Annotated in this window: 14 protein-coding genes; 4 read left to right on the forward strand and 10 right to left on the reverse strand. The window is 51.7% G+C overall.

The genetic code is table 11. The features are described 5' to 3' along the window. Positions 1-40 precede the first annotated feature (40 nt). The 6 genes from FEK50_RS06230 to gyrA all read right to left on the reverse strand — a co-directional run bounded on the left by FEK50_RS06230 (position 41) and on the right by gyrA (position 12,094). Entirely contained in the window at positions 41-817 is a 777-nt protein-coding gene (locus FEK50_RS06230; RefSeq protein ID WP_001225847.1) for a YfaP family protein, read from the reverse strand. Positions 818-821: 4 nt separating this feature from the next. After that, positions 822-2,471 (reverse strand): YfaQ family protein, encoded by a 1,650-nt coding sequence (locus FEK50_RS06235; protein ID WP_131162017.1) that lies wholly within the window; start codon positions 2,469-2,471, stop codon positions 822-824. Continuing rightward, positions 2,472-6,986 carry an alpha-2-macroglobulin gene (locus tag FEK50_RS06240; RefSeq protein WP_205712944.1) on the reverse strand — a complete coding sequence of 1,505 codons (4,515 nt, stop codon included), beginning with the start codon at positions 6,984-6,986 and terminating at the stop codon, positions 2,472-2,474. It abuts the gene before it with no gap. A gap of 23 nt (positions 6,987-7,009) precedes the next feature. Next, positions 7,010-7,633, reverse strand: a complete 624-nt coding sequence (locus FEK50_RS06245; protein ID WP_131162018.1) for a DUF1175 domain-containing protein — start codon at positions 7,631-7,633, stop codon at positions 7,010-7,012. After that, a complete protein-coding gene (locus FEK50_RS06250; RefSeq protein ID WP_131162019.1) occupies positions 7,630-9,318 on the reverse strand; it encodes a DUF2138 domain-containing protein in 1,689 nt (562 codons plus the stop codon). Before FEK50_RS06250 ends, FEK50_RS06245 begins: the two co-directional genes overlap by 4 nt. A gap of 148 nt (positions 9,319-9,466) precedes the next feature. Next, positions 9,467-12,094, reverse strand: a complete 2,628-nt coding sequence (gene gyrA, locus FEK50_RS06255; RefSeq protein ID WP_001281237.1) for a DNA topoisomerase (ATP-hydrolyzing) subunit A — start codon at positions 12,092-12,094, stop codon at positions 9,467-9,469. Positions 12,095-12,240: 146 nt separating this feature from the next. Here gyrA and ubiG point away from each other — a divergent pair, with 146 nt between their 5' ends. Then, a complete protein-coding gene (gene ubiG / locus FEK50_RS06260) occupies positions 12,241-12,963 on the forward strand; it encodes a bifunctional 2-polyprenyl-6-hydroxyphenol methylase/3-demethylubiquinol 3-O-methyltransferase UbiG (protein WP_130207157.1) in 723 nt (240 codons plus the stop codon). A 232-nt stretch (positions 12,964-13,195) separates the two neighbouring features. On the opposite strand, the gene yfaL is transcribed toward ubiG, so the two are convergent. Continuing rightward, complete coding sequence (gene yfaL, locus FEK50_RS06265; RefSeq protein ID WP_131162020.1) at positions 13,196-16,936, reverse strand: AIDA-I family autotransporter adhesin YfaL/EhaC; 3,741 nt, start codon at positions 16,934-16,936, stop codon at positions 13,196-13,198. Between the two features lie 688 nt (positions 16,937-17,624). On the opposite strand from yfaL, the gene nrdA reads away from it, so the two are divergent. From nrdA to yfaE, 3 genes are all read left to right on the forward strand, one after another. Further along, positions 17,625-19,910, forward strand: coding sequence for a class 1a ribonucleoside-diphosphate reductase subunit alpha (gene nrdA, locus FEK50_RS06270; protein WP_130207159.1), 2,286 nt, complete (start codon positions 17,625-17,627; stop codon positions 19,908-19,910). Positions 19,911-20,065: 155 nt separating this feature from the next. Continuing rightward, the gene (nrdB, locus tag FEK50_RS06275) at positions 20,066-21,196 is read left to right on the forward strand and encodes a class Ia ribonucleoside-diphosphate reductase subunit beta (RefSeq protein WP_130207160.1); all 1,131 of its coding nucleotides are present in this window, start codon (positions 20,066-20,068) and stop codon (positions 21,194-21,196) included. Then, positions 21,196-21,450 carry a ferredoxin-like diferric-tyrosyl radical cofactor maintenance protein YfaE gene (gene yfaE, locus FEK50_RS06280; protein ID WP_130207161.1) on the forward strand — a complete coding sequence of 85 codons (255 nt, stop codon included), beginning with the start codon at positions 21,196-21,198 and terminating at the stop codon, positions 21,448-21,450. Before nrdB ends, yfaE begins: the two co-directional genes overlap by 1 nt. A 53-nt stretch (positions 21,451-21,503) precedes the next feature. Here yfaE and inaA read toward each other — a convergent pair whose 3' ends face one another. The 3 genes from inaA to glpT form a co-directional block, all read right to left on the reverse strand. Continuing rightward, a complete protein-coding gene (gene inaA / locus FEK50_RS06285; protein ID WP_131162021.1) occupies positions 21,504-22,154 on the reverse strand; it encodes a lipopolysaccharide kinase InaA in 651 nt (216 codons plus the stop codon). A gap of 151 nt (positions 22,155-22,305) precedes the next feature. Next, the gene (gene glpQ / locus FEK50_RS06290; RefSeq protein ID WP_130207163.1) at positions 22,306-23,385 is read right to left on the reverse strand and encodes a glycerophosphodiester phosphodiesterase; all 1,080 of its coding nucleotides are present in this window, start codon (positions 23,383-23,385) and stop codon (positions 22,306-22,308) included. Positions 23,386-23,389: 4 nt separating this feature from the next. Continuing rightward, complete coding sequence (gene glpT, locus FEK50_RS06295; protein ID WP_064526704.1) at positions 23,390-24,748, reverse strand: glycerol-3-phosphate transporter; 1,359 nt, start codon at positions 24,746-24,748, stop codon at positions 23,390-23,392. Between the last annotated feature and the right edge of the window lie 63 nt (positions 24,749-24,811).

Below are 24,811 nucleotides of genomic sequence, written 5' to 3' on the forward strand. Positions count from 1 at the left end.
GCGTTTTCTTGAACATCGGCAGCGAAGGTAACCCCATTAATCACCAGTCAAAACTTTTCACCAGCGTCAGCTCGCCAGCATTACGCATCGGTACAATAAATGTTTCCTGTTTCTCATTGACCGATCCTTCATCGGTGATCAGTGTCAGTTGGGCGGTAGTTAATTCCGTTTCACTGCGCCCGCCGTAGTAGTTGATATACACCTGATAACGGCCGTGAACTGGCGCTGGCATGGCGAAAATCTCGGGTCCGTACCCCGTCGTGACATCCATATCCAGTGCACCACTGTTTTTCAGCACGGTATTACCGTACCAGGCATGCTCTCCATCGGGCGTAACAACGTGAAGGTCGAGGTCGGTATTGTCCGTATCCCACGAGAGAACCAGCCGTAAACGCGCGCGAATCGCTCCAGCCCCCGGCGTAGAGTAAAACTGCATTTTTTGTCGGCTTTGCCCATCGGGGCTGATGACCTGCACGCTGTTACTGCCTTCCGTGAAAATATAAGGGCGTGCAAATGAACCATCGGATTCAATTCTCTGCGGCATACTGGCACCGTTGACCACCAGTCGCCCCTGCTGGACTTTTCCCGCCGCAGCATAATTTTTTATTTTGCCGCGGATTTGCGCAGAGATATTTTGATCATCTGCCATGTTGACGGACGACGCCGGGTAATTGATCGATTGTGAAAAACTGGCATCTTCGCCCTCTGCCGGATGCCAGCCAGAGAGCGGAGCATCAATCTCGACTTCCTGCACACCTTCACTGTGAGCGACAGGCGAAAGCGCCACCAGTAACAACGGAAGAAAAATCTTTCGCATAGCATTAGTCCATTAATAATTGTCGGGTCAGCGTTTCGATATAGTTCTCATCAAGCCCGGTGGGATAACCATCAAAGGCCAGGTGCAGATACTCATGGGTTAAATCCAGCCGATCCTGAAGCGTAAAGAAGTTACGAATAAACAGCCGTTTCTGCTGCCGATCGGTATAGGGGAAACCTGAGACTAAACGACAGACCGCAAACACGTCTGGTTCGTTGTACCCCGTCTCGCCTTGTAATATACGCCGCCACTGCGGCATTTTTTTCGCCAGCCAGGCTTTCGCTTTGGGTAATAACTGGCAGGTTGAGCGTGGCGCTCCCCAGCGGCTAAGGCTGTTATCGGGATAAGCAAACGCGAGTATCTGGTCGTAACGCTCTCCCTGCCCCGCCTGGGCCGTGGCTTGCCGCCAGGAAAGCGTGCCTTCGGTAGCGCGACTGCCATGATAATGAACCGGATCGCCCGCATAGATGAGATCCTGCGTCCAGGCGGTCATCGTTCGCGCCCCCGTGGTGGCTGGCGAAGCAGAAACACGCTGCGTGGCGCTGCTGTCGGGAATGGTCAGGCAATCGCCTTCCCGATTGGCGTTTTGCTGTAAAAAAGTGCGAATCGCCACGGTCATGGCTTTCGCTGCCTCAGGGGGCGTACTTTTCGCCTCGCGATCCAGAACTCTGGCAACGTACTCTTCACGATCGAGATGCGACTGTAATTTCAGTTTGCCCTTCTCCGTCAGTAACGTCGTCTCACCACGGCTAACAAACGTAATGTGGTTACCATTGGCGAACGTCACACGATAGCGCCCATTGAGCACACCAGGTTTTACTGCCGTCGTGCTCTTTTCCTCAGTGACTTTCTTCAACGGATAGCGAGCAAACAGATCCACCAGTACACATTGCCCGCTGGCAACTTGCGTCGGCACAGGCAAAACCTGATTAAGTACCGTCGCATAACGGGTCAGTACTGTCTTGCTGGTGCCACTACCTGCAACCCACAGCGGCGTGCCATCAGTTAACCATCCGGCAAAACCACCCTGGCGGATTTCCTGTTTATCATCGGCAAACCAGCTCCAGGTTTTCACCCGCACACGACTACCGAGCATAGACGCAACACCGATTTTCGCCTCGTCCAGCACAACATCCAGTAAGACTTCCTGAGCTTTGTTTTGCGCGGGTAACGTCGCTAATGAATCAAGCAGCGATGTAACGGTTACCGACGTTTCTGGTTTCAGCGTAGAAAGAGATGCTAACCACGCCGGAGCCTGACGCGGTTGCCAGTATTGCCCCCATACATCCGCGCTAATGTGCAACCGCTGCGGTGCAAAATAGAGTCCGCAGGAGCGTACCAGCGCGGTATCGCGCGTTATGCTCTCCCCCGCCTGGCAACAATAAACTTCTTCCGGGGAGTTGCCGCGACACTGGTATGGCTGCTCCGGTTGATGGGTATCCTCCAGCCAGGCGTAAACATACAGTTTCCACAAACTCCCTAACGGCGTGGTGAGCGTGTCAGGTAACGTCGAGACATTTGTCACGCCTGACAACGATAACTGATACAGTTGGTCATGCTGCGCGCCCCGCAGCGCCAGTTGTAACGGCGTCTCCTGTGCAAACGTCGGCAGGGTAACCAGCGTTAATAGCCAAACGACTCTGCGCCAGTTCACTTATTTCACCTGCATTCCGGTCCATTCGCTACCTGCCGCAACGCTTTGCTGCGCAGGTGCATAGGAACGCACATAGCGAGCAGGCGGCAGAACGAATTGCCCTTTTTGTGAGAAGCGCAGCAGATGGCGGAAAGTGACCGTTCCCGTCAGTTCTTTCACCGGCACCATATAGGCCAGTTCGCCCATTTCATTACGCGCTTTTTCCAGCGATTGCCCCTGCTGTTTCGCGGCGTTGGGTTTATTGACCGAAATGCCCCACGTTGTCCGTTCAACATCGGCTCCCGGCGGCAGTGGGACTTCCACCTGACCGTAGCGCAGAACTGCATCCTGCTCGCTGGTAAGCGTGATTTCATCGAGATACAGCGCATCGCTGTTAATCTCATTGCTGGTCACCGGCTGCAACGTAAAACTCATTTCTTCATCACCGGGGATAAGCCGATACAACTGGCGTTCAACGGTCACCGGAATATTACTTTGTTGAGCCGTTTTTGCCGGTTCACGCCAGCGGACCTGCACGTTCTGCGGCGGTAATTCGTCACCAAAAGAGAGAATTTCCGGCACGCCCTGACCAACCCAACGCCAGTATTCGCCCCCTCCGGTTAACTTATGTTTGGCCCATGCACCCGCAGGCACAGGTAATACAACCGGGGGCATCGTCGCCATATATTTCGCCAGCCAGTTCATGGCCAGCGCGCGCTCAATAGTGGATTGCTCAGCGGTCAAACCACTTAAAATAGCGGCCGCCTGGGTGGTGTCGCCACCGCTATTAAGCAGCACAACCGTATGCGCCAGCGGCTGATTGCTGTTTGCCGCTTTATCCCACGCATATTGCTGAACCTGTGGCATCACAGTGGACTTCAACTGCGTTTTTTTCAGCAACGTCATGGTTAAGACGTTTGCCACCGCATCTGCCAGCGGAGATTCCGGTGTATCAAGGATCAAACTGTCATTGATATCGCTGGTGTCTTCCTCAGAGAAATCTTCTGTTTTAGTTCCGCGCCGGGCGATAGCTTCATCCAACCCTTTCAACAACGTTTTGCACGGCAGATTCATCTCCTGCGCCCACGCCAGCACCAGCGCCCGATGCAATAACGGCATGTTATCCGCCTGCTCCGCGTAGCTGTCGAGCATATGTTGCCAGTATTCCGGTTGTTGCGTCACGCCAAGGGCCTGGCTCGCTTGCCAGTCGGCGTACCATGCCCATGCCGTGAGGAATGCGTCGCCATTGCCATCTTCACCCCACCAGGTAAAGCGCGCTCCTGGCCCCGCCAGTTGCATCAGCCGCAGACGGTTATCCTGAATCATCTGACGAATGTCGTTAGCGGCGGCACTTTGATGATCGGCAAGCGAACGCCAGGCAAGACTGAGCGGGATCAGACGGCTACCGGTGTTGATCACGCCACCCCAGGGTTCCTCTATTAACGCATCAAGATTGTTGCGGAAAATCTCCTGCGGCGTTTCGCTACTTTGCAGCCGGATATTGCTCGCCTGCTCGGGCAACATCAGCGCATTATCGCCACCGCCGAGCATGACGTTTTTCTGCTGTTCAACGGGCCAGCTGTTATCAACAAAAGACAGTTTTGTGCTAATGCTGTCCTGCACTTGCCCATTTTGTTGCAGTTCTGCGCTTAACAAGCCAGATTGCTGAATGTTCTGCGCCAGCGAAATATAGTTCGCCCCCTTATGCAGTGTCAGCGTCTGGCGCATCTCGTCGCCCGCAAATTTACTCACCAGCTCTACCGGTTCGTTATCCTGCTGACTGAAGATAAACAGCCCTGCCGCTGGTTTGTCGCCAAGGCGATAGACCGTTGGCATACTCCACTTCATGTAGAGATTTTTTTCCGAACGCAGATAAGCACGCCCCTGCCCGACCAGTCCGTCGCCGTTCATCCCTCGAGCGGTAATGCGCCAGCGCGTTAACGAATCCGGCATCAGGAATGTAAAGTACGCTTTGCCTTGTTTATCCGTGGTTAGCGACGGTATCCATGCCGCGGTATCCACCTCTTCACGCCGTGGACGTTCAAGCATTTTTACTCGACGCTCGCTGCGGTTAGTCGCGCCAGGTGCAACCGGCTCGCTGGAGAGCGCCTGGTCGTAGCTGATAAATGACAGACTGGAACTGGTGCGTACATTGTTACGTCCCAGCGGATAGAAAAATTTGCCGATACTCGGCGCGATTTCCGGTTGCAGCGCGTAGATCATTTCATCGACCACGCCAACCGTTAGCTGTGCAGAAACAGGTTTACCTTTCAGCGACGAGGTTAATTCGACATTGACCAGTTCACCTGGCTGGTAATGGGTTTTGTCCGTTTTCACCCGGATATCCAGCTGAGGAACGGCAACTTTGATCCCAGCGTTCTGAAAACTGTACTGACCGTTACGGGTATACAGCACCGAAAAAGTGATGTTGGGCGCAAAGGTATTGCTCACCGGAACGCGGGCTTCATACTGGGTATCGTTTAAGCGTTGTAGCGCCAGCCAGTTTGCCGGATGCGATAGCAGCGACTGCTGTTCCACGCGATCGCGTTCCAGCGTCAATAACGCTTCATCAATAGGCTCCGGGAAGGTAATCAGCATCTTCGCGGTTTCGCCTGGCTGGTACAGCGTTTTATCCGCCACGATATCTACCGTACCAGTATGCGCCGTGCTGCCCTTACCGCTGACGGCATGGCTTAACCCGGCGAGAATTAAGCCGTCTTTATCGCGTAATGTCAGATTGTAGTTGCCAGGTTTTTCGAAATTAACGGTGAAGGATTTACCGCCAGACGGTAGATCTCCGCTGTGGCTTGTTCGGTCTTCCAGACGTAACCACTCATACTTAACAGGAACCTGCTTTGAAGATTCCAGCGCGGTATAACGGAAAACAACCGACTCGCCGCTATTACTGTATTGTGCGGCGGTGCTTAGAGAGTAATGCGCCAGACCGCGTTCAATGAGGATCTCTTTGGTTGTGGTAACACGATATGCCGCGCCGTCGCTGGCGGAGACGGTCAGTAAATAGCGGCTCGGTTTATCTGCTGCGGGAAGATTTAACGCCACATGACCGCTGGCGTCTGAAACTGTTTCACTGCCTTCAAGCGACACAGGGAAGCGCCCGGCATAACGCAAATCGTTACCGACCATCGAAAGTTGTTGGGCGCGCAAACTTAACTGCACGCGGGCATTTTTTACCGGCTCGCCATCCGGGTAGAGCAGTTGCAGTTTGCCGCTGACCGCTTCGCCAGTTTTGAAATCTTTTTTGTCGAGAGCTAAACCAATTTCGAAATGTGGTTTGATGTAGTTTGCCAGGCGAAAACTGCTGCTATAGACCTGCTTGCGGTAAGCCAGGCGTAACTCATAACCTCCGGCAACGGCATTTTCTGGCAGGCGGAAACTCCCCTGCCCGCCATTACGCGCATCAAGCGTGACATCGACGGTTTGCAACAGGCTGCCGTTGGCGTCCAGCACTGAAAGCTTCGCCGGTGCGCTGACGATAGGGGATGAATGCAACGGATCGTGAAACTCGCGGCCCATCACTTTAACATCGACACGGTCGCCTGCGCGATATAGCGGGCGATCGGTAAAGATATACAAGCGGGTATTGTAGATTTCGCTTTCGTAGAAGAAGTTCTCGGAGACAAAAACGCCGCCTTCAGCATCTTTACCCAGAATATATGAACGTTCAGGCGATATATGTTGTAACTGCAAGGTGCCGCTGTCATTGGTGACGCCTCGGGTCATCACGCCAAGACCGTCAGTCCACAGGATTTCTGATCCAGGCTTCGCTTCCCCCTGCTTTTTGCCAGCGGTCCATACCAGAAGCTCGTTACCCGACACTTTACTCAACGCCACGGTATTGGAGACAAACACCACCGTTGTTGCCCGATAACCACCCACCATCGCTTCGACGAGATACAGCCCCGGCTCTTGTTTGCCGAGAGGAATATAGATGTTGCCCGGCTGCGGCGAGATGAAGTTACTGGATGCGCCTTCCAGTTTTACCCCTTGCTGCGGCTCAACCGGTTTTGCCTGCCATAGTGGATAACGGAACTGTTCCACCAGTGGATATTTCTTCAGCGGTGAAAACTGGCTGTTTTGTACATAACGGGAAGGTTTGATGATGGCATTGCCGAGCTGCAATTCCGGTAATGCCTGGGTCACATTCTGCCGTGACTGATAAGAGAAAGAACGCTGCATGACACGGCGAGATTTGCCGTACCAGTTATCCCACAGCCAGGTTAGCGTATTGTTCAGACCGTCGCCCAGATACTGCGGTTGTACTACAATGCGGTGCAGGTTTTTCTGCTGACGCAGAAATGCCATCGGATCAGGAATACGATACAGACGAACATCCACGCCGCCGTACTCTTCCATCTGATAACGTTGATAATCGCGCCCCGGCGCTTCCAGCCGCACTTTCGCCTCTTCGCTGCTGCTAAAACTGCTATCAGCGAGCAAAAAGAACGTTCCCCCGGCTGGTGGCGCATAGTTGCTGGAAGGAAGCGAATCGTCAGCATTAACAAGCCCCGCCCCCACAAGAGACAGGCACAGGCAGGCCGCTATTGTGCCAGAAAATTTAAACGATAAATGCCAATGAAATTGGGATTGGAATCGTTGGGTATCCATCGGGTGTCCTTCCATGTCATAAGTTGTTGCAGACTGACTGCGCGCATTCCGTTGTCAGTTTTCGTGGCGCTTCCGGTGTGGTAGATGACGTAACGCCCCATCCAGACCATTAAGTGCTGGGCATCGCCCTGATCGAAAAAAAACATATCGCCTGGCAGTGCCTGGTTTATGTCCTGGCCAATAAACTGGCTGTTGTACTGAATCAAATTAATCGCGGTCACGTAGGGGCCGGTTTTCCCGTTCCCTTGGTTCCAGTTTTGTGCCAGTTGTCGTTGCTCAGGTGTTAGCGTCATTTCTGGCGGTAGATACTGGTTTGACAGACCGTTACTTTTAAGCCATTTGCTATCGTGAACTTTCAGCGACTCGTTCGCTGCAAAGCGTACCAGGCCAGCGCAATCCTGCTGATACCAACGTGGGCTTGGCCCCTGGCGTAGCTGTTCCTGCGCAATGCGCACAAACCAGGCACGAAATAGTCCCGATTGTTCGACATTCAGCATTTCGCTATGAGCAACAAAACAACACAGCCAGCAAATCAGTGCCAGCAGTCCACGCCTCATAATGGCTGCCAGTTGATTGGCAACCATTGCCAGGCGGCGCCCGGTTTCATCTGGTCCAGCTTCATGACATAACGAGGCTGTTGCGATAAAGCGTCCAGTTTCGGCATTAATAAAGTTTGTGCGGCGTTATAAAAAACCGGTTCGAGATTCTTCGGCAGACTGGTCAGCGTTTCGTTACGCAGCAGTTTCGCCATTCCTTGTGGATTGATATAGACCGGAACGACGCCATCAGTGGGTATCACATCCACCATTGCCGGGCGGGTTTTATTCAGTGTTTGCAGCGCGTTATTAACCAGCGTGTCATCGAGGGAGAAAAGCAGCGTTTTGTTTTGCATCGCCAGCGACACGCGGAAAAAATAATCCGACATTAATTGATCTGGTTGCGCCGCCTGCGCTTTCGGATACTGACCGTATCGGGAACTCACTTCGCGACGCCAGATTTGCGCTTCGCCCTGCTGAGTTTGAGTTACCGGTAATACGCCTTCTGGCGCTTTGCTTTCACGAGCACCAATATTTTGGGTAAACAGTTTCCCTGGCAATGGCGCCTGTTCGTCAGTGCCATCAAACTGACCAACAAACAGCGGGGTTTGCAGTTTTGAATCCTCATACCAGCACAGCCCGGCGGCACCATCTAATGCCCCATTCAACTTGTCGTTTTCCTGAGCGATTTGTGAGAGCATCTCTTCAGCAATACCGTGCGAGTAAGGCACCGCCACGCAGAAGCTTGCCCCGGCAGGCATACTGCTCCATACCGGCGTAAAATCGAAACTGGCATCCACGCTAGCGGATGCATCATTTAACGCCAGAAAGCTATGCCAGCCGTCGTTGCTCATTTCGAAGCGTACGCCAGCAAAAGAAGGCATTAATCGCTGGTAGCCAAAACCCAGCAAATTTGCACTGACCACGATGCGCTGGCGTACTGGTGTTTTTCCGGCAGTACGCTCTTCCAGACCGAAGCTGGCTTGCCAGCGTTTTTTGCCGCTCAACAAATCACTTGCGATCGCCGTGGCTTCGGTATCCTGCTGGTCATCTTTAAACAGCATATCCGTGCTGGAAAACACCAGCATCTTGTCCTGATATGTCGCGAACATCAGGGCATTATTGCCGTTATAGCGCAACTGATAAACAGGGATGGTTTCACTATTTAGCTTAATACTACTGATTTCCGTCTTGCTTAACTGGCTGTCGCTGGTAGCAGCAAACAGCAATGGCTCCAGCAACTTGCTCAAGCCACTACGCTGGATAAGCACCATATAATGTGAAAGATGGCCTTGTTTATCGTGCCACAGTGCCGCCTGCGCGGGCTGGTCTAAGAGCGACGAAAAGAGCTTATCTTTCAGCGTGAGATCGTGTTCATAGACAATGCGGCGAATACTGCCTTCAATGCCCAGACGATCGGCATGATTCTGATAATAGAAAACGAAATCTTCACTCAGGACATCGTGGAGAAAAGGAATAGTAAGGAGATCTTTGGGAAGCTGGCTTAGAGAGTCGCTATCGAGAAAGAGGTCAGGCTCATTGAGATCGATTTGCAAATTATTGTGCACTACCAGCGGCGACAACGTTTTTTCTGGACCGCTGCCAGTGTATTGCAATGCCCAGACGCCCGCGGAAAGGAGCGCAACAACACCGACACCTATAAGGCCATAAAACTGCCAGCCTTTCGCCTTTTTTTCACCGCTCATTGCCACATTCCTTGTGTATAACCGTCATTTTTGACGAACGAACCCGCCCTTTAGCGCGCCCTAATACGACAAAAGCCCAGACTTTGCAGCCTGGACTTTTCATTTCGAAGAAGGGATGTTTACTCCCTTCGGTCATGAAGCGATGAAATTATTCTTCTTCCGGTTCGTCGTCAACGTCCACTTCCGGAGCGATTTCATCGTCCCCTTCCGCGGCACTGCCGTCGATGGTATCCAGATCTTCTTCGTCAACCGGTTCAGCAACACGCTGCAGGCCCACTACGTTTTCATCTTCCGCAGTACGGATGAGGATCACGCCCTGGGTGTTACGGCCAACGATGCTGATTTCCGAAACGCGAGTACGTACCAGCGTACCGGCATCGGTGATCATCATGATCTGGTCGCAATCATCTACCTGCACCGCGCCAACCACTAAACCGTTACGTTCGGTAACCTTGATGGAGATAACCCCTTTCGTCGCACGCGACTTGGTTGGGTATTCCGCCACTGCGGTACGTTTACCATAACCGTTCTGCGTTGCGGTGAGGATTGCGCCATCGCCACGCGGCACGATCAGAGAGACGACTTTATCGCCTTCGCCTAAGCGAATACCGCGAACACCGGTGGTGTTGCAGCCCATCGCACGGACAGAAGACTCTTTAAAGCGCACCACTTTACCTTCGGCGGAGAACAACATTACTTCATCTTCGCCACTGGTCAGGTCAACGCCGATCAGCTCATCGCCTTCAACCAGTTTGATCGCCACTTTACCGGCGGTACGCAGACGGTTGAACTCGGTGAGGACGGTTTTCTTCACAGTACCGTTAGCGGTCGCCATGAAGACTTTCACGCCTTCTTCAAACTCGGTCACCGGCAGGATCGCGGTGATACGTTCATCCTGCTCCAGCGGCAGCAGGTTGACGATCGGACGACCGCGTGCACCACGAGAGGCTTCCGGCAACTGATAAACTTTCATCGAATAGACACGACCACGGCTGGAGAAGCACAGGATATGATCGTGAGTGTTCGCCACCAGCAGTCGGTCGATAAAGTCTTCTTCTTTAATACGTGCGGCAGATTTACCTTTCCCGCCACGACGCTGCGCTTCGTATTCAGAAAGCGGCTGATACTTCACGTAGCCCTGGTGAGAGAGCGTGACGACGACATCTTCCTGGGTGATCAGATCTTCCAGGTTGATGTCTGCGCTGTTGGCGGTGATTTCAGTACGACGTTTGTCACCGAACTGTTCTCGAACCAGCTCCAGCTCTTCGCGGATCACTTCCATCAGACGATCGGCGCTGCCAAGAATACGCAGCAGTTCCGCGATCTGATCCAGCAGTTCTTTGTATTCGTCGAGCAGTTTTTCGTGCTCAAGGCCAGTCAGTTTCTGCAAACGCAGATCCAGAATCGCCTGGGCTTGCTGTTCGGTCAGATAGTACAGACCATCGCGCACGCCGAACTCTGGCTCCAGCCATTCCGGACGCGCAGCATCGTCGCCAGCACGTTCCAGCATCGCGGCAACGTTGCCCAGCTGCCACGGATTAGCAACCAGCGCGGTTTTCGCTTCTGCAGGCGTCGGCGCATGACGGATCAGTTCGATGATCGGGTCGATGTTCGCCAGCGCCACAGCTAATGCTTCAAGGATATGCGCACGGTCGCGAGCTTTACGCAGTTCGAAAATGGTACGACGGGTCACCACTTCGCGGCGGTGACGAACAAACGCCGCGATGATGTCTTTCAGGTTCATGATCTTCGGCTGACCATGGTGCAATGCCACCATGTTGATACCGAAAGAAACCTGCAACTGGGTCTGGGAGTAGAGGTTGTTGAGCACCACTTCACCGACCGCATCGCGTTTCACTTCAATCACGATGCGCATGCCGTCTTTGTCAGACTCGTCACGCAGCGCGCTGATGCCTTCCACGCGTTTTTCTTTTACCAGTTCCGCAATCTTCTCGATCAGGCGCGCTTTGTTCACCTGATACGGAATTTCGTGGACGATAATGGTTTCACGCCCGGTTTTGGCGTCAACTTCCACTTCTGCGCGAGCGCGGATATACACCTTGCCGCGACCGGTACGGTAAGCTTCTTCAATACCGCGGCGACCGTTAATGATTGCCGCCGTCGGGAAGTCCGGGCCCGGGATGTGTTCCATCAGCCCTTCAATGCTGATGTCTTCATCATCGATATACGCCAGACAACCATTGATGACTTCCGTCAGGTTGTGCGGCGGGATGTTGGTTGCCATACCTACGGCGATACCGGAAGAACCGTTCACCAGCAGGTTAGGAATTTTGGTCGGCATGACGTCAGGAATTTTTTCCGTGCCGTCATAGTTATCAACGAAATCGACCGTCTCTTTTTCGAGATCGGCCATCAGTTCATGGGCAATTTTCGCCAGACGGATTTCCGTATAACGCATTGCCGCCGCAGAGTCGCCGTCGATAGAACCGAAGTTACCCTGACCGTCTACCAGCATATAACGCAGCGAGAATGGCTGCGCCATGCGGACGATCGTGTCATAGACCGCCGAGTCACCATGGGGATGGTATTTACCGATTACGTCACCAACGACACGGGCAGATTTTTTATAGGCTTTGTTCCAGTCATTGCCTAGTACGTTCATGGCGTAAAGTACGCGACGGTGTACCGGCTTCAGGCCATCTCGGACATCTGGCAGCGCACGGCCAACAATGACCGACATCGCATAATCCAGATAGGAGCTTTTCAGCTCTTCCTCAATGTTGACCGGTGTAATTTCTCTCGCAAGGTCGCTCATCTAACCGCTATCCCTCTACTGTATCCCGGATTCAAAGGTCGCAAATTATAACACAGCCGCGCAGATTGAGGTAAACCAATACGCTTTATTCACATCCAATGCCTGATATACTCGATTGCCTTGCCAATTACGGAGTAGAAGTGCCAATGAATGCCGAAAAATCGCCGGTAAACCATAACGTAGACCACGAAGAGATCGCTAAATTTGAAGCCGTCGCCTCCCGCTGGTGGGATCTGGAAGGCGAGTTCAAACCACTGCACCGCATTAACCCGCTGCGTCTGGGCTATATTGCCGAGCGTGCTGGCGGTTTATTTGGCAAAAAGGTGCTCGATGTTGGTTGCGGCGGCGGCATTCTGGCCGAGAGTATGGCGCGCGAAGGCGCGACGGTGACCGGTCTGGATATGGGCTTTGAGCCATTGCAGGTGGCAAAGCTGCACGCGCTGGAAAGCGGTATTCAGGTAGAGTACGTACAGGAAACCGTGGAAGAACACGCGGCAAAACATGCCGGGCAGTATGATGTGGTGACCTGCATGGAGATGCTGGAACACGTTCCCGATCCGCAGTCAGTGGTCAGAGCCTGTGCACAACTGGTAAAACCGGGTGGCGATGTCTTTTTCTCCACGCTTAATCGTAATGGCAAGTCGTGGCTAATGGCGGTGGTCGGCGCTGAATATATTTTGCGCATGGTGCCTAAAGGCACGCACGACGTGAAGAAGTTTATTAAACCGGCAGAATTGCTGGGCTGGGTGGATCAAACCAGTCTAAAAGAGCGCCATATGATCGGGCTGCATTATAACCCGATCACTAATACTTTTAAGCTCGGCCCCGGCGTTGATGTGAACTATATGCTGCACACGCAGAATAAGTAAGGTTGTAGTTGGATTCATCCGGCAACCGTGCCAATGCCTGATGCGACGCTTGGCGCGTCTTATCAGGCCTACAAATGCTCCCCGCCGACCGGATAAGGCGTTTACGCCGCATCCGGCAACCGTGCCAATGCCTGATGCGACGCTTGCCGCGTCTTATCAGGCCTACAAATACTCCCGTAGGCCGGATAAGGCGTTTACGCCGCATCCGGCAACGATGCCGGGCGGACAGCGATTACCATTTCACCGTCATCGACAAAAACCCGGCCGTCTGGGCAAAATCATCGCTTCCTTTCTGCCACGCCACGCTGCCACGCAGCGAAACTCGCTGACTGATATTGCCCGTTACTCCCACTTTTATTTCACCACGCTGCTTCGCCGCATCGTCGCTGATTTGGCTACCATCTTCTTCAATTTCCGTCGAATGGGGATCGTGATAATAATTCAAATCCAACGTTGGCGTGATATGAAGCGCAGTATGCCATTCGCTGTGTAATCCCAGCCGCGTCTGAATATCATCGCCCTGCGATTGTGACACCCGCGTATGGTTAGCGGCGGTAAAATCATCCTGCTGCACGCCCTGATAAATCACCTGCGCCTGCGGTTCAATTAACACACCACGCCCCGGTAACCACTGATAGCCGGCTTCCAGCGAAGCAACGATCCCCGACGAATGGTAATGATCCGCACCATCACCTTGTTCAGAAACATCATTGCTAAACCAGGCATATTGCAGCCAGCTATCCAGCCATGCCCCTTGTTTTTGGCTACCGTGCTGAAACCAGCTTGAGGTCAGCCCAACAGCATAACCGTGGTTCTGGTTATCGGCGCGAGTTCCGGTCATGTTTGAGCGACTGTCCCCCTGATTATCACTGTAGCCACCTACGGCCCCTAGCATCCACTGGCCATCATCGCCCCAGTCTCCGCTTAACAGGTTGCCGCTAAGCTGTACCGTAGAAATGTCTTCATGCTGGGCCAACTGCCCTGCTGCTGTGTAATGATAATCTCCGCCGATAACGCGTAAATTCAGCGTCTGACCATCGCCACCAGCGTGATCGTGTCGCTCCATCATAAACGCCTGATTTGCCGCCCGAAGGTTATTAAAATATCCACCAACTTTGGCATTCAGCACAGGCTGATAAGCGGGTGTTGGGTCGGGCTCCGGCGTGGGATCGGGAGTCGGATCCGGATCGGGCGGTGGCGTCGGAGTGACTTTTTGCGAGCGCAGATACCAGTCATTATCATCTTCCACCAACGTATAGTCGTAAGCGCCCATATTGACGTAGCCGCTGCCCGCCAGACTAAACTGCGCATTGTTTTGAAATTGCGTGGGATCGGCTGTGAAATCAATCACTTTAATGCCTGTAGATGTCGGCTCACCAATCCCGGTAATGGGGTTAACCACCACGGTCGTGTTGCCAGCAGTATTACCGTTCAACACCAGTTGGTCGCTTGCTGAGTCATCGCCGTTTAATTCGCTATCGAGCAGTAGCGTACCGCCGCCGGTATAATCACCGTTTACCGTCAGCGTATCGCCAGCGACGCCATTTTGCAGGCTAACCGCACCGGACGTATTGGTCAGATCACCATTAACCGTCACGTCTGAAAGATAAGTCAGACTGTCGGTTTCCAGGTTGGTATTAAGCTCACCTGTCAACATCACACCATCGGTGGCATTCACCAACGTACCGTCGCCGTTAAACAGCGAGGCATCCAGTGCGGCGGAAGTATCCTGCCCGGTCAGGCGCAAAACCGTACCATCGCTGATGTCGATAGTGCCGCTGGAAGTAGCATCAATAGACTGAATATCCTGATCCGCACCAGTCTCGAACGTCGCCCCATCACCGACCCACAGCGATGATGCATAAGGAAAGATATCCACAGCATCGCCTTTCAACGTGCCTTCTTCCACTCGCACCGCCGACTGCGCCGTGCCACTGGCAGTCAGTTCCAACGTTCCTGCACCGGTTTTCGTCAGTGTGGTTCCCGCGTCCTGCTGCTGCCCGCTGCTGTCAGCCATCAGTGCGCCCCACTGCGTGTCTACACCCGCATCCACCATCACTTCACCATCGGCGCGCATTTCGATATCACGTCCGTGGCCTGCCGCATCTGAACGCGTGTCAACGTCGGAGGTAATCTCCATCGTGCTATCTTGTTGATTATCAGTAAAGATAACCTGGCGGTTATAGTGGGTATCACCAAGCTGAGAGTTGTCGCTCACCACCAGCGTACCGGAAGCGATTTGTGTTGTGCCGAGGTATTGATTGTCATTTGCCAGGCTGACCTGCCCGTCACCTGCATCCACCACCACATAAACACCATTATTCCCGTCATCGCCAATATGCAGATCGTCGCCACCGTAAAGATCGACAACATCCTGCTGACCAATCACCGTACCGTCGCTGCCACTGATTTCCAGACCATCGTTCTCTGACGTACCGCTCTGCCAGGTAGTAAAATCGGAGAGATCCAATACGCCGCCATTTAACACGATGGACTGCGGATCGTCTTGCATCTCCGCAAGATCCGTGGCGTTACCCGAAAGCGAGAGGATTGCGCCATCTTCCACCACAATATCGCCGGTCAGCGCCATCGACTGCGCACCCGCCAGTACATAACTCCCGTTTTCAGCAATAGTCAGTTGCCCTTCCCCCTGAATAGTTCCGGCAAAACCGCCCTGGTTGACGGTAACATTGCCGCCAGCGTCAATATTTAAAGTGCCATTCTGAAAACCCGTTAACGAATGTACAAATGTTTGCTGAGTCGAACCGACGTTAAGCTCTGCCTGATTATCTGTGTGTCCGATACTGCCAACGCTCAAGCCATAGCAATTTTGTGGATTACTTTGGCACTGACTGTCACCGACATTCATCAGCGAATTATTCCGCCCTAGCGTGACTTCACCGTTTTTAATTCTCATCTCGCCAGTAAAATAATTGTTATCAGCGTTAAGCACCAGTTCGCCCGCTCCGGCTTTGGTAATAACGCCCGTCCCCGCAATGGAGTCGATAGCCCCATCATTTTTTGTACTGCCAATGATCAAGGTTTTATCAGCCGCAACATCAAAACGGATTTCACTTGCCCCTGTATACAGAAAGCCTCCAGCTGCTGCCGAAGCGTCTTCACCATAAGCGGATGCGCTGTTATTCACATCTACTAATACGCCCCCGTTCTGGCTGTAGCTGTCATCAACAGCGATATCAATAAGATAAGGAGAAGTCGTGCTACTGGTATAAATTGCGCCACCATAACCTTCAGCAGTGTTATTTATGAACGAAGTATTGTTAATAATGGTAAATCCTGATGGGTGTGTTTTATCGCTATTATTATCAGTAATATCGATGGCTCCACCATCACCATCACTGTAACTTGTTGATGTATATGCCTGATTATTATCAAAAACAGTGTTATTTAAGTAGACATTATTATTAATCGAATAAATTGCGCCACCTTTACCATCATTAGCAACATTATCCGTAAATACAGCATTGGTAATGCTAAGATCAATATCACCAGCGTCATTTGTTCCCGCAGAGTAGATCGCCCCTCCATATCCTCCAGCGATGTTATTGTCAAAAATAACCTGAGTAAGGTTCAGCGTTGAGTTTTCTTTTGCAAAGATAGCTCCGCCATTATTATATTCACCGCTCACGGCATTATTTTCAAACAGAGTCATCCCTGTTCCGCCTTGTGCTGATAATGTGAAATCAGCACCTTGTTGTAAAAATACCGCGCCTCCACTGGCATCATTTGCCATAGAGGAAAAAACAAGCCATTGCCCGTCAGCAACATTCCAGGTCTGTGTACTACCTGAAAGACTTTGATAGCTGGCCCGACAACTGGCAGTCACGTTAACACCCTGACATGAAGCCAGAACCTGCGACGCTGCATTTGCACGCGTAAACACGCAAGCAACGACGGCTGGAATAATTAATAGATATCCTTTCCTGATAAAAACAATCCGTTTTTTATTCATAATCTGACAGCCTGTGAGAAATAACACGCCATCATTAAAAGACATATTGTGATTGTAGATAATGATTAATTGTAAATAAGAAACATTTAAAACATATATACTAAAATAATATCTTCTAAAAGAAATAAATTATTCCTTTTGATACTGACCAAATTATGAAATAACAATAATTAAAACACATTAAACTGATTAATTCGTTTCTTGTTTACCTGGAATAATCAACATAACAAACTTTTATTTCACATCTGTTGATTAAAAAATACCTGTTCCGTGAACCGCAGCCATTTACATTCGCTCACATCATAAACATAACATTAAGTGCCGACGTTATATGAATTTGTGATGGCATCAATTTTCACCACACCTGACAAAAGCGCAACAAATAACCTGGATCAATAATTATCTTAAATTGAGCGTTCAAGAAATCACCGAACGGTTATTTTTAACAAATTTTTCTCTTCCCATTGACTTTCCCGGACACCTTGTCTGACCTAAGGTACGCGGAAGTCGCTTTTTCCTTCCTGAGTTATCCACAAAGTTATGCACTTGCAAGAGGGCCGTTTTCACACTATCTTGCAGTGAATCCCAAACATACCCCCTATATATAGTGTTCGTTGCAGCTTTCCTTACTACAGGTAGTTGCCGTGAAACTATTGCGGAAAGAATTCCAAAAACAGGTACGACATACATGAATCAGAATCTGCTGGTGACAAAGCGCGACGGTAGCACAGAGCGCATCAATCTCGACAAAATCCATCGCGTTCTGGACTGGGCGGCAGAAGGACTGCATAACGTTTCGATTTCCCAGGTCGAGCTGCGCTCCCATATTCAGTTTTATGACGGAATCAAGACCTCCGACATCCACGAAACTATTATCAAGGCTGCCGCTGATCTGATCTCCCGTGATGCACCGGACTATCAGTATCTCGCCGCGCGCCTGGCAATTTTCCACCTGCGTAAAAAAGCCTACGGCCAGTTTGAGCCGCCTGCGCTGTACGACCACGTGGTGAAAATGGTCGAAATGGGCAAATACGATAATCATCTGCTGGAAGACTACACGGAAGAAGAGTTCAAGCAGATGGACACGTTTATCGTTCACGACCGTGATATGACCTTCTCTTATGCTGCCGTTAAGCAGCTGGAAGGCAAATATCTGGTACAGAACCGCGTGACCGGCGAAATCTACGAGAGCGCACAGTTCCTCTATATTCTGGTTGCTGCGTGCCTGTTCTCGAACTACCCGCGCGAAACGCGTCTGCAATACGTGAAGCGTTTTTACGACGCGGTTTCCACATTTAAAATTTCGCTGCCGACGCCAATCATGTCCGGCGTGCGTACCCCGACTCGCCAGTTCAGCTCCTGCGTGCTGATCGAGTGCGGCGACAGCCTGGATTCCATTAACGCGACCTCCAGCGCGATTGTGAAATACGTTTCCCAGCGTGCGGGGATCGGCATCAACGCCGGGCGTATTCGTGCACTGGGTAGCCCGATTCGTGGCGGTGAAGCGTTCCATACCGGATGCATTCCGTTCTACAAACATTTCCAGACGGCGGTGAAATCCTGCTCCCAGGGCGGCGTGCGCGGCGGTGCGGCAACGCTGTTCTACCCAATCTGGCATCTGGAAGTGGAAAGCCTGCTGGTGTTGAAAAACAACCGTGGTGTAGAAGGCAACCGCGTGCGTCATATGGACTACGGGGTACAAATCAACAAACTGATGTATACCCGTCTGCTGAAAGGTGAAGATATCACCCTGTTCAGCCCGTCCGACGTACCGGGGCTGTACGACGCGTTCTTCGCCGATCAGGAAGAGTTTGAGCGCCTGTACACCAAATATGAGAAAGACGACAGCATCCGCAAACAGCGCGTGAAAGCGGTTGAGCTGTTCTCACTGATGATGCAGGAACGTGCGTCTACTGGTCGTATCTATATTCAGAACGTTGACCACTGCAATACCCATAGCCCGTTTGATCCGGCCATCGCGCCAGTGCGCCAGTCTAACCTGTGCCTGGAAATCGCTCTGCCGACCAAACCGCTGAATGACGTTAACGACGAAAACGGTGAAATCGCGCTGTGTACGCTTTCTGCTTTCAACCTGGGGGCAATTAACAGCCTGGATGAACTGGAAGAGCTGGCCGTTCTGGCGGTACGCGCACTCGACGCGCTGCTGGATTATCAGGATTACCCGATCCCGGCAGCCAAACGTGGAGCGATGGGTCGTCGTACACTGGGTATTGGTGTGATCAACTTCGCTTACTATCTGGCGAAGCACGGTAAACGCTACTCCGACGGCAGCGCCAACAACCTGACGCATAAAACCTTCGAAGCCATTCAGTATTACCTGCTGAAAGCGTCTAATGAGCTGGCGAAAGAGCAAGGCGCGTGCCCGTGGTTTAACGAAACCACCTATGCGAAAGGGATCCTGCCGATCGATACCTATAAGAAAGATCTGGATGCCATCGCTAATGAGCCGCTGCATTACGACTGGGAAGCATTGCGTGAGTCGATCAAAACTTACGGCCTGCGTAACTCTACACTGTCAGCGCTGATGCCTTCCGAGACCTCTTCGCAGATCTCTAATGCTACTAACGGCATTGAACCGCCGCGCGGTTATGTCAGCATTAAAGCGTCGAAAGACGGTATTCTGCGCCAGGTCGTTCCAGACTACGAACACCTGCACGATGCCTATGAACTGCTGTGGGAAATGCCGGGTAACGATGGTTATCTGCAACTGGTTGGTATCATGCAGAAATTTATCGATCAGTCGATCTCTGCGAATACTAACTACGATCCGTCACGCTTCCCGTCAGGAAAAGTGCCGATGCAGCAACTGCTGAAAGACCTGCTCACCGCCTACAAATTCGGGGTCAAAACGCTGTATTATCAGAACACCCGTGACGGCGCAGAAGACGCGCAGGACGATCTGGTGCCGTCAATCCAGGACGATGGCTGCGAAAGCGGCGCATGTAAGATCTGATATTGAGATGCCGGATACGGCGTAAAATGTCTTATCCGGCCTACGTCTCGAATTTTGTAGGCCTGATAAAACGCGCCAGCGTCGCATCAGGCTCTGGATGCCGGATGCGGCGTAAAATGCCTTATCCGGCATTAAACTCCCAACAGGACATATTCATGGCATATACCACATTTTCACAGACGAAGAATGATCAGCTCAAAGAACCGATGTTCTTTGGTCAGCCGGTCAACGTGGCCCGCTACGATCAGCAAAAATATGAAATCTTCGAAAAGCTGATCGAAAAGCAGCTCTCTTTCTTCTGGCGTCCGGAAGAAGTTGACGTTTCTCGCGACCGTATTGATTACCAGGCACTACCTGAACACGAAAAACACATCTTTATCAGCAACCTGAAATACCAGACGTTGCTGGATTCCATTCAGGGTCGTAGTCCGAACGTGGCTCTGCTGCCGCTGATCTCGATCCCGGAACTGGAAACCTGGGTAGAAACGTGGGCATTTTCAGAAACAATTCACTCTCGTTCTTATACCCATATCATTCGTAATATCGTTAACGATCCGTCTGTTGTATTCGACGATATCGTCACCAACGAGCAGATCCAGAAACGCGCGGAAGGCATTTCCCGCTATTACGATGAACTGATCGAGATGACCAGTTACTGGCATTTGCTGGGCGAAGGCACCCACACCGTCAACGGTAAAACCGTGACCGTTAGCCTGCGCGAGCTGAAGAAAAAACTTTATCTCTGCCTGATGAGCGTTAACGCGCTGGAAGCCATTCGTTTCTACGTCAGCTTTGCTTGTTCCTTTGCCTTTGCAGAACGCGAACTGATGGAAGGTAACGCCAAGATTATTCGCCTGATTGCCCGTGACGAAGCCCTGCACCTGACCGGTACTCAGCATATGCTGAATCTACTGCGCAGCGGCGCGGATGATCCGGAAATGGCGGAAATAGCCGAAGAGTGTAAGCAAGAGTGCTATGAGCTGTTTGTTCAGGCGGCACAGCAGGAGAAAGACTGGGCGGATTATCTGTTCCGTGACGGTTCGATGATTGGTCTGAACAAGGACATTCTCTGCCAGTACGTGGAGTACATCACCAACATCCGCATGCAAGCTGTCGGTTTGGATCTGCCGTTCCAGACACGTTCCAACCCGATCCCGTGGATCAATACCTGGCTGGTGTCGGATAACGTGCAGGTTGCCCCACAGGAAGTTGAGGTGAGTTCTTATCTGGTCGGTCAAATTGACTCGGAAGTGGACACCGACGATTTGAGTAACTTCCAGCTCTGATGACCCGCGTTACCTTGCGCATCACTGGCACACAACTGCTGTGCCAGGATGAACACCCTTCCCTTCTGGCGGCGCTGGAATCCCATAATGTGGCGGTTGAGTACCAGTGTCGCGAAGGCTACTGCGGCTCCTGTCGCACTCGCCTGGTTGCAGGTCAGGTTGACTGGATTGCCGAACCGTTAGCCTTTATTCAGCCAGGGGAGATTTTGCCCTGTTGTTGCCGGGCAAAAGGCGATATTGAAATAGAGTTGTGATCGGGTACTAGTGCCAGATGCGACGCTTATGCGTCTTATCTGGCCTACAACGATTACATGGCGTAGTAATACGCTTTCACCTGCTCCCAGTCGTCGGGAGGAATGGGAGATAAATACTTCTCCAGTTGGGCGAAATCATGCTGAGCTGCTTTTTGACGACGCAATCGGCGGCGACTTTTTTCCAGATCAAGAAACCCCGCTTCCGCCACACCCTCCGTTTTCACATAAATATGACGAACGTAGCAACAGCCATGCTGACGCTTGACGCTATGCATTTTTTTAAACGCTTGTGCCACCGCGTGTAGCATTGCTTCACGCACATCGTCTGGGTAAGGGGTAATAGCATGTTGTGTATACCAGTCTGCAATACTGATGAAACCGGTCATATCCTCGGTAACCAGTAGCGCCCGCCATTCCCCTTCTCGTTTGATTGCTTCACCAAATACGATTTTCGGCACGATAACGCCCGCGCGCTCCAAATCGTTTATCACCTCAATCTCCCGCACAATCGTCGGGCGTCCAAAGGGATAGCGCAGCGAATGAAAGAGATGCTGAGTCATACGCTTCACATAAAGCTTTTTACCATCGCGCTCTACACAATGCACACCACTCATACCATTGCGTCGATAATTGGGTTCTTCGACCCAGTCTCCTGTGGTCGCCCACCAACGTTCAAATTGTTCGTCTTCCGTTCCTGACACCATTACTTACCATCCAGCACTATGTGCACGTTAATTATCAGGATGGAAATATAAAGTGTTGCCTTAAGAAATCCTTAAGATTTTTGTGTACAAAAATGGACTTGTTACAGAAGCAAAGCGGCATTCCGGGCAGACCGGAATGCCGAAGGTGAGATTATTTCTGTTGTTGCAGGAAGGTAACCGCTTTATCCGGGAAGTCAGTGAACAAACCGTTCACTCCAGCTTTGTTATACAAAATGTCATAAAGCTGATTCACATTCGTTGTGTAGGCCGGTAGCTTGTCGGCCCGCACGGTATAAGGATGCACCACCAGCTTATTCTGCTGTGCATCTTTTACCATTCCGGTAAGCTTGATATTACCCGGCTGCGATGTCTCATCAATCACCATATGGTAATCCGGGCCAATACCATCAGCATATTCCGCTACCTGTTTCATGGCACCCGGCTTGAACATCCAGTCATAGCTGTAATTAACCCAGCTTCCGTCCGGTTGTTTCTGCTGAGTTTCGTTCCAGTCGGTATAGGCAATCAGCTGTACCAGGTTGAGGTCCATACCCATTTTAGGTTCCAGCTCATTCTTAATACGCTTCAGTTCATCAGCATCAAAGCATTGCAGATAAACCTTATCATCCTTACCGGTGTAGCCATATTTCTTCAGCACTTCCAGGGTTTTTGCCGCAATATCCTTCCCTTCCTGATGATGGAACCACGGCGCTTTAATCTCTGGATAGATACCAATATTTTTCCCGGTCGAATGGTTTAGCCCCTGAACAAATTCAATTTCCTCTTCGAAAGTGTGCACCCGGAAGTCAGATTTACCCATCGGGAAACGCCCGGGAAAAGTCTGCACTTTTTTACCGTTTTCAATATCGAAGCCTTCAGTGAATTTTAAAGACTTAATTTCATCCAGTGTAAAATCTATCGCGTAGTAACGGCCATCTTTACGCGCCCGATCCGGGAAACGATCGGCAACATCGGTTACCCGGTCAAGATAGTGGTCATGCAGAACGACCAGATGGTCGTCCTTCGTCATCACCAAATCCTGTTCCAGATAATCGGCCCCCTGCGCATACGCCATCGCCTTTGCAGGCAGCGTATGCTCCGGCAAATAACCACTGGCGCCGCGATGGGCAATCACTATTTTCTCACTGTTATCCGCCGCCATTGCACTGCTTCCCATGATCATTCCACTCATCATGATAGCCATGCTAAGTTTTTTCAGCGTCAATTTCATGCCATTAGCCTCCGTTGCGTTTTTGCTGTAATTCCTGATGGCGACGTTTTTCGCCAATCATCACGACAATTAACAAGATAACCGCCAGGATGCTGCCGCCAATCATCACCATGAAGCCGCCATCCCAGCCAAAGTAGTCAACGGTGTAGCCGACAATCGCGCTTGCCGCTACGGAGCCACCAAGGTAACCAAACAGTCCGGTAAAGCCCGCCGCCGTACCTGCCGCTTTCTTCGGCGCCAGTTCCAGCGCGTGCAGACCAATCAGCATGACTGGGCCGTAGATCAGGAAGCCGATAACAATCATACAAATCATATCGACAGTTGGGTTGCCTGCCGGGTTCATCCAGTAAACGATGGTGGCGATAGTCACCAGAGTCATAAAGAAGACGCCGGTTGCCCCACGGTTACCGCGGAAGACTTTGTCCGACATCCAGCCGCACAGCAGAGTGCCTGGAATGCCCGCATACTCATAGAAGAAGTAGGCCCAGGAGGATTTATCCAGCGCGAAGTGTTTCACCTCTTTCAGGTAAGTCGGTGACCAGTCGAGGATACCGTAGCGCAGCAGATAGACGAACACGTTGGCGATGGCGATGTACCACAGCAGTTTATTCGGCAGCACGTACTGCATGAAGATCTGTTTCGCGGTCAGTTCCTGTTCCGCTTTTTCGTTATAGTCGTCCGGGTAATCATTTTTGTACTCTTCGATCGGCGGCAGGCCACAAGATTGTGGGGTATCGCGCATCATCGCAAAGGCGAACAGAGCCACCAGAATGGCACAGAAAGCCGGCATATAAAGCGCCGCGTGCCAGTCATTAAACCAGGCCATCCCCAGCAGGAACAGCAGCGGCGGAATACCACCACCGACGTTATGCGCACAGTTCCACACCGACACAATGCCGCCACGTTCTTTCTGCGACCACCAGTGCACCATAGTACGACCGCACGGCGGCCATCCCATCCCCTGGAACCAACCGCAGAGGAACAGCAGCACAAACATCACCGCAATGCTCGATGTCGCCCACGGTACAAAGCCCATAAAAAGCATAACTGCCGCAGCAAGAATCAGACCTGCCGGCAGGAAAACGCGCGGATTCGAGCGGTCCGACACTGACCCCATGATGAATTTGGAAAATCCGTAGGCAATTGAGATCCCTGAAAGGGCAAAACCTAAATCACCACGTGAGAACCCCTGCTCCACCAGGTAGGGCATCGCGAGAGCAAAGTTCTTACGAACCAAATAGTAAGCGGCATAACCAAAGAATATCCCCAGGAAAATTTGCCAGCGTAATCGACGGTAAGTCGGGTCGATCTCCGCAGCAGGTAAGCGCGCCTTGTGTGGCGCTGGTTTAAAAATACTCAACATTTATAGCCTCCGTGGCCGTGGTCTTATTTATGATTAACAGCCTGATTCAATGGAAGAACCTGC

It is taken from the genome of Escherichia sp. E2586, assembly GCF_005781105.1.
Taxonomy (GTDB): Bacteria; Pseudomonadota; Gammaproteobacteria; order Enterobacterales; family Enterobacteriaceae; genus Escherichia.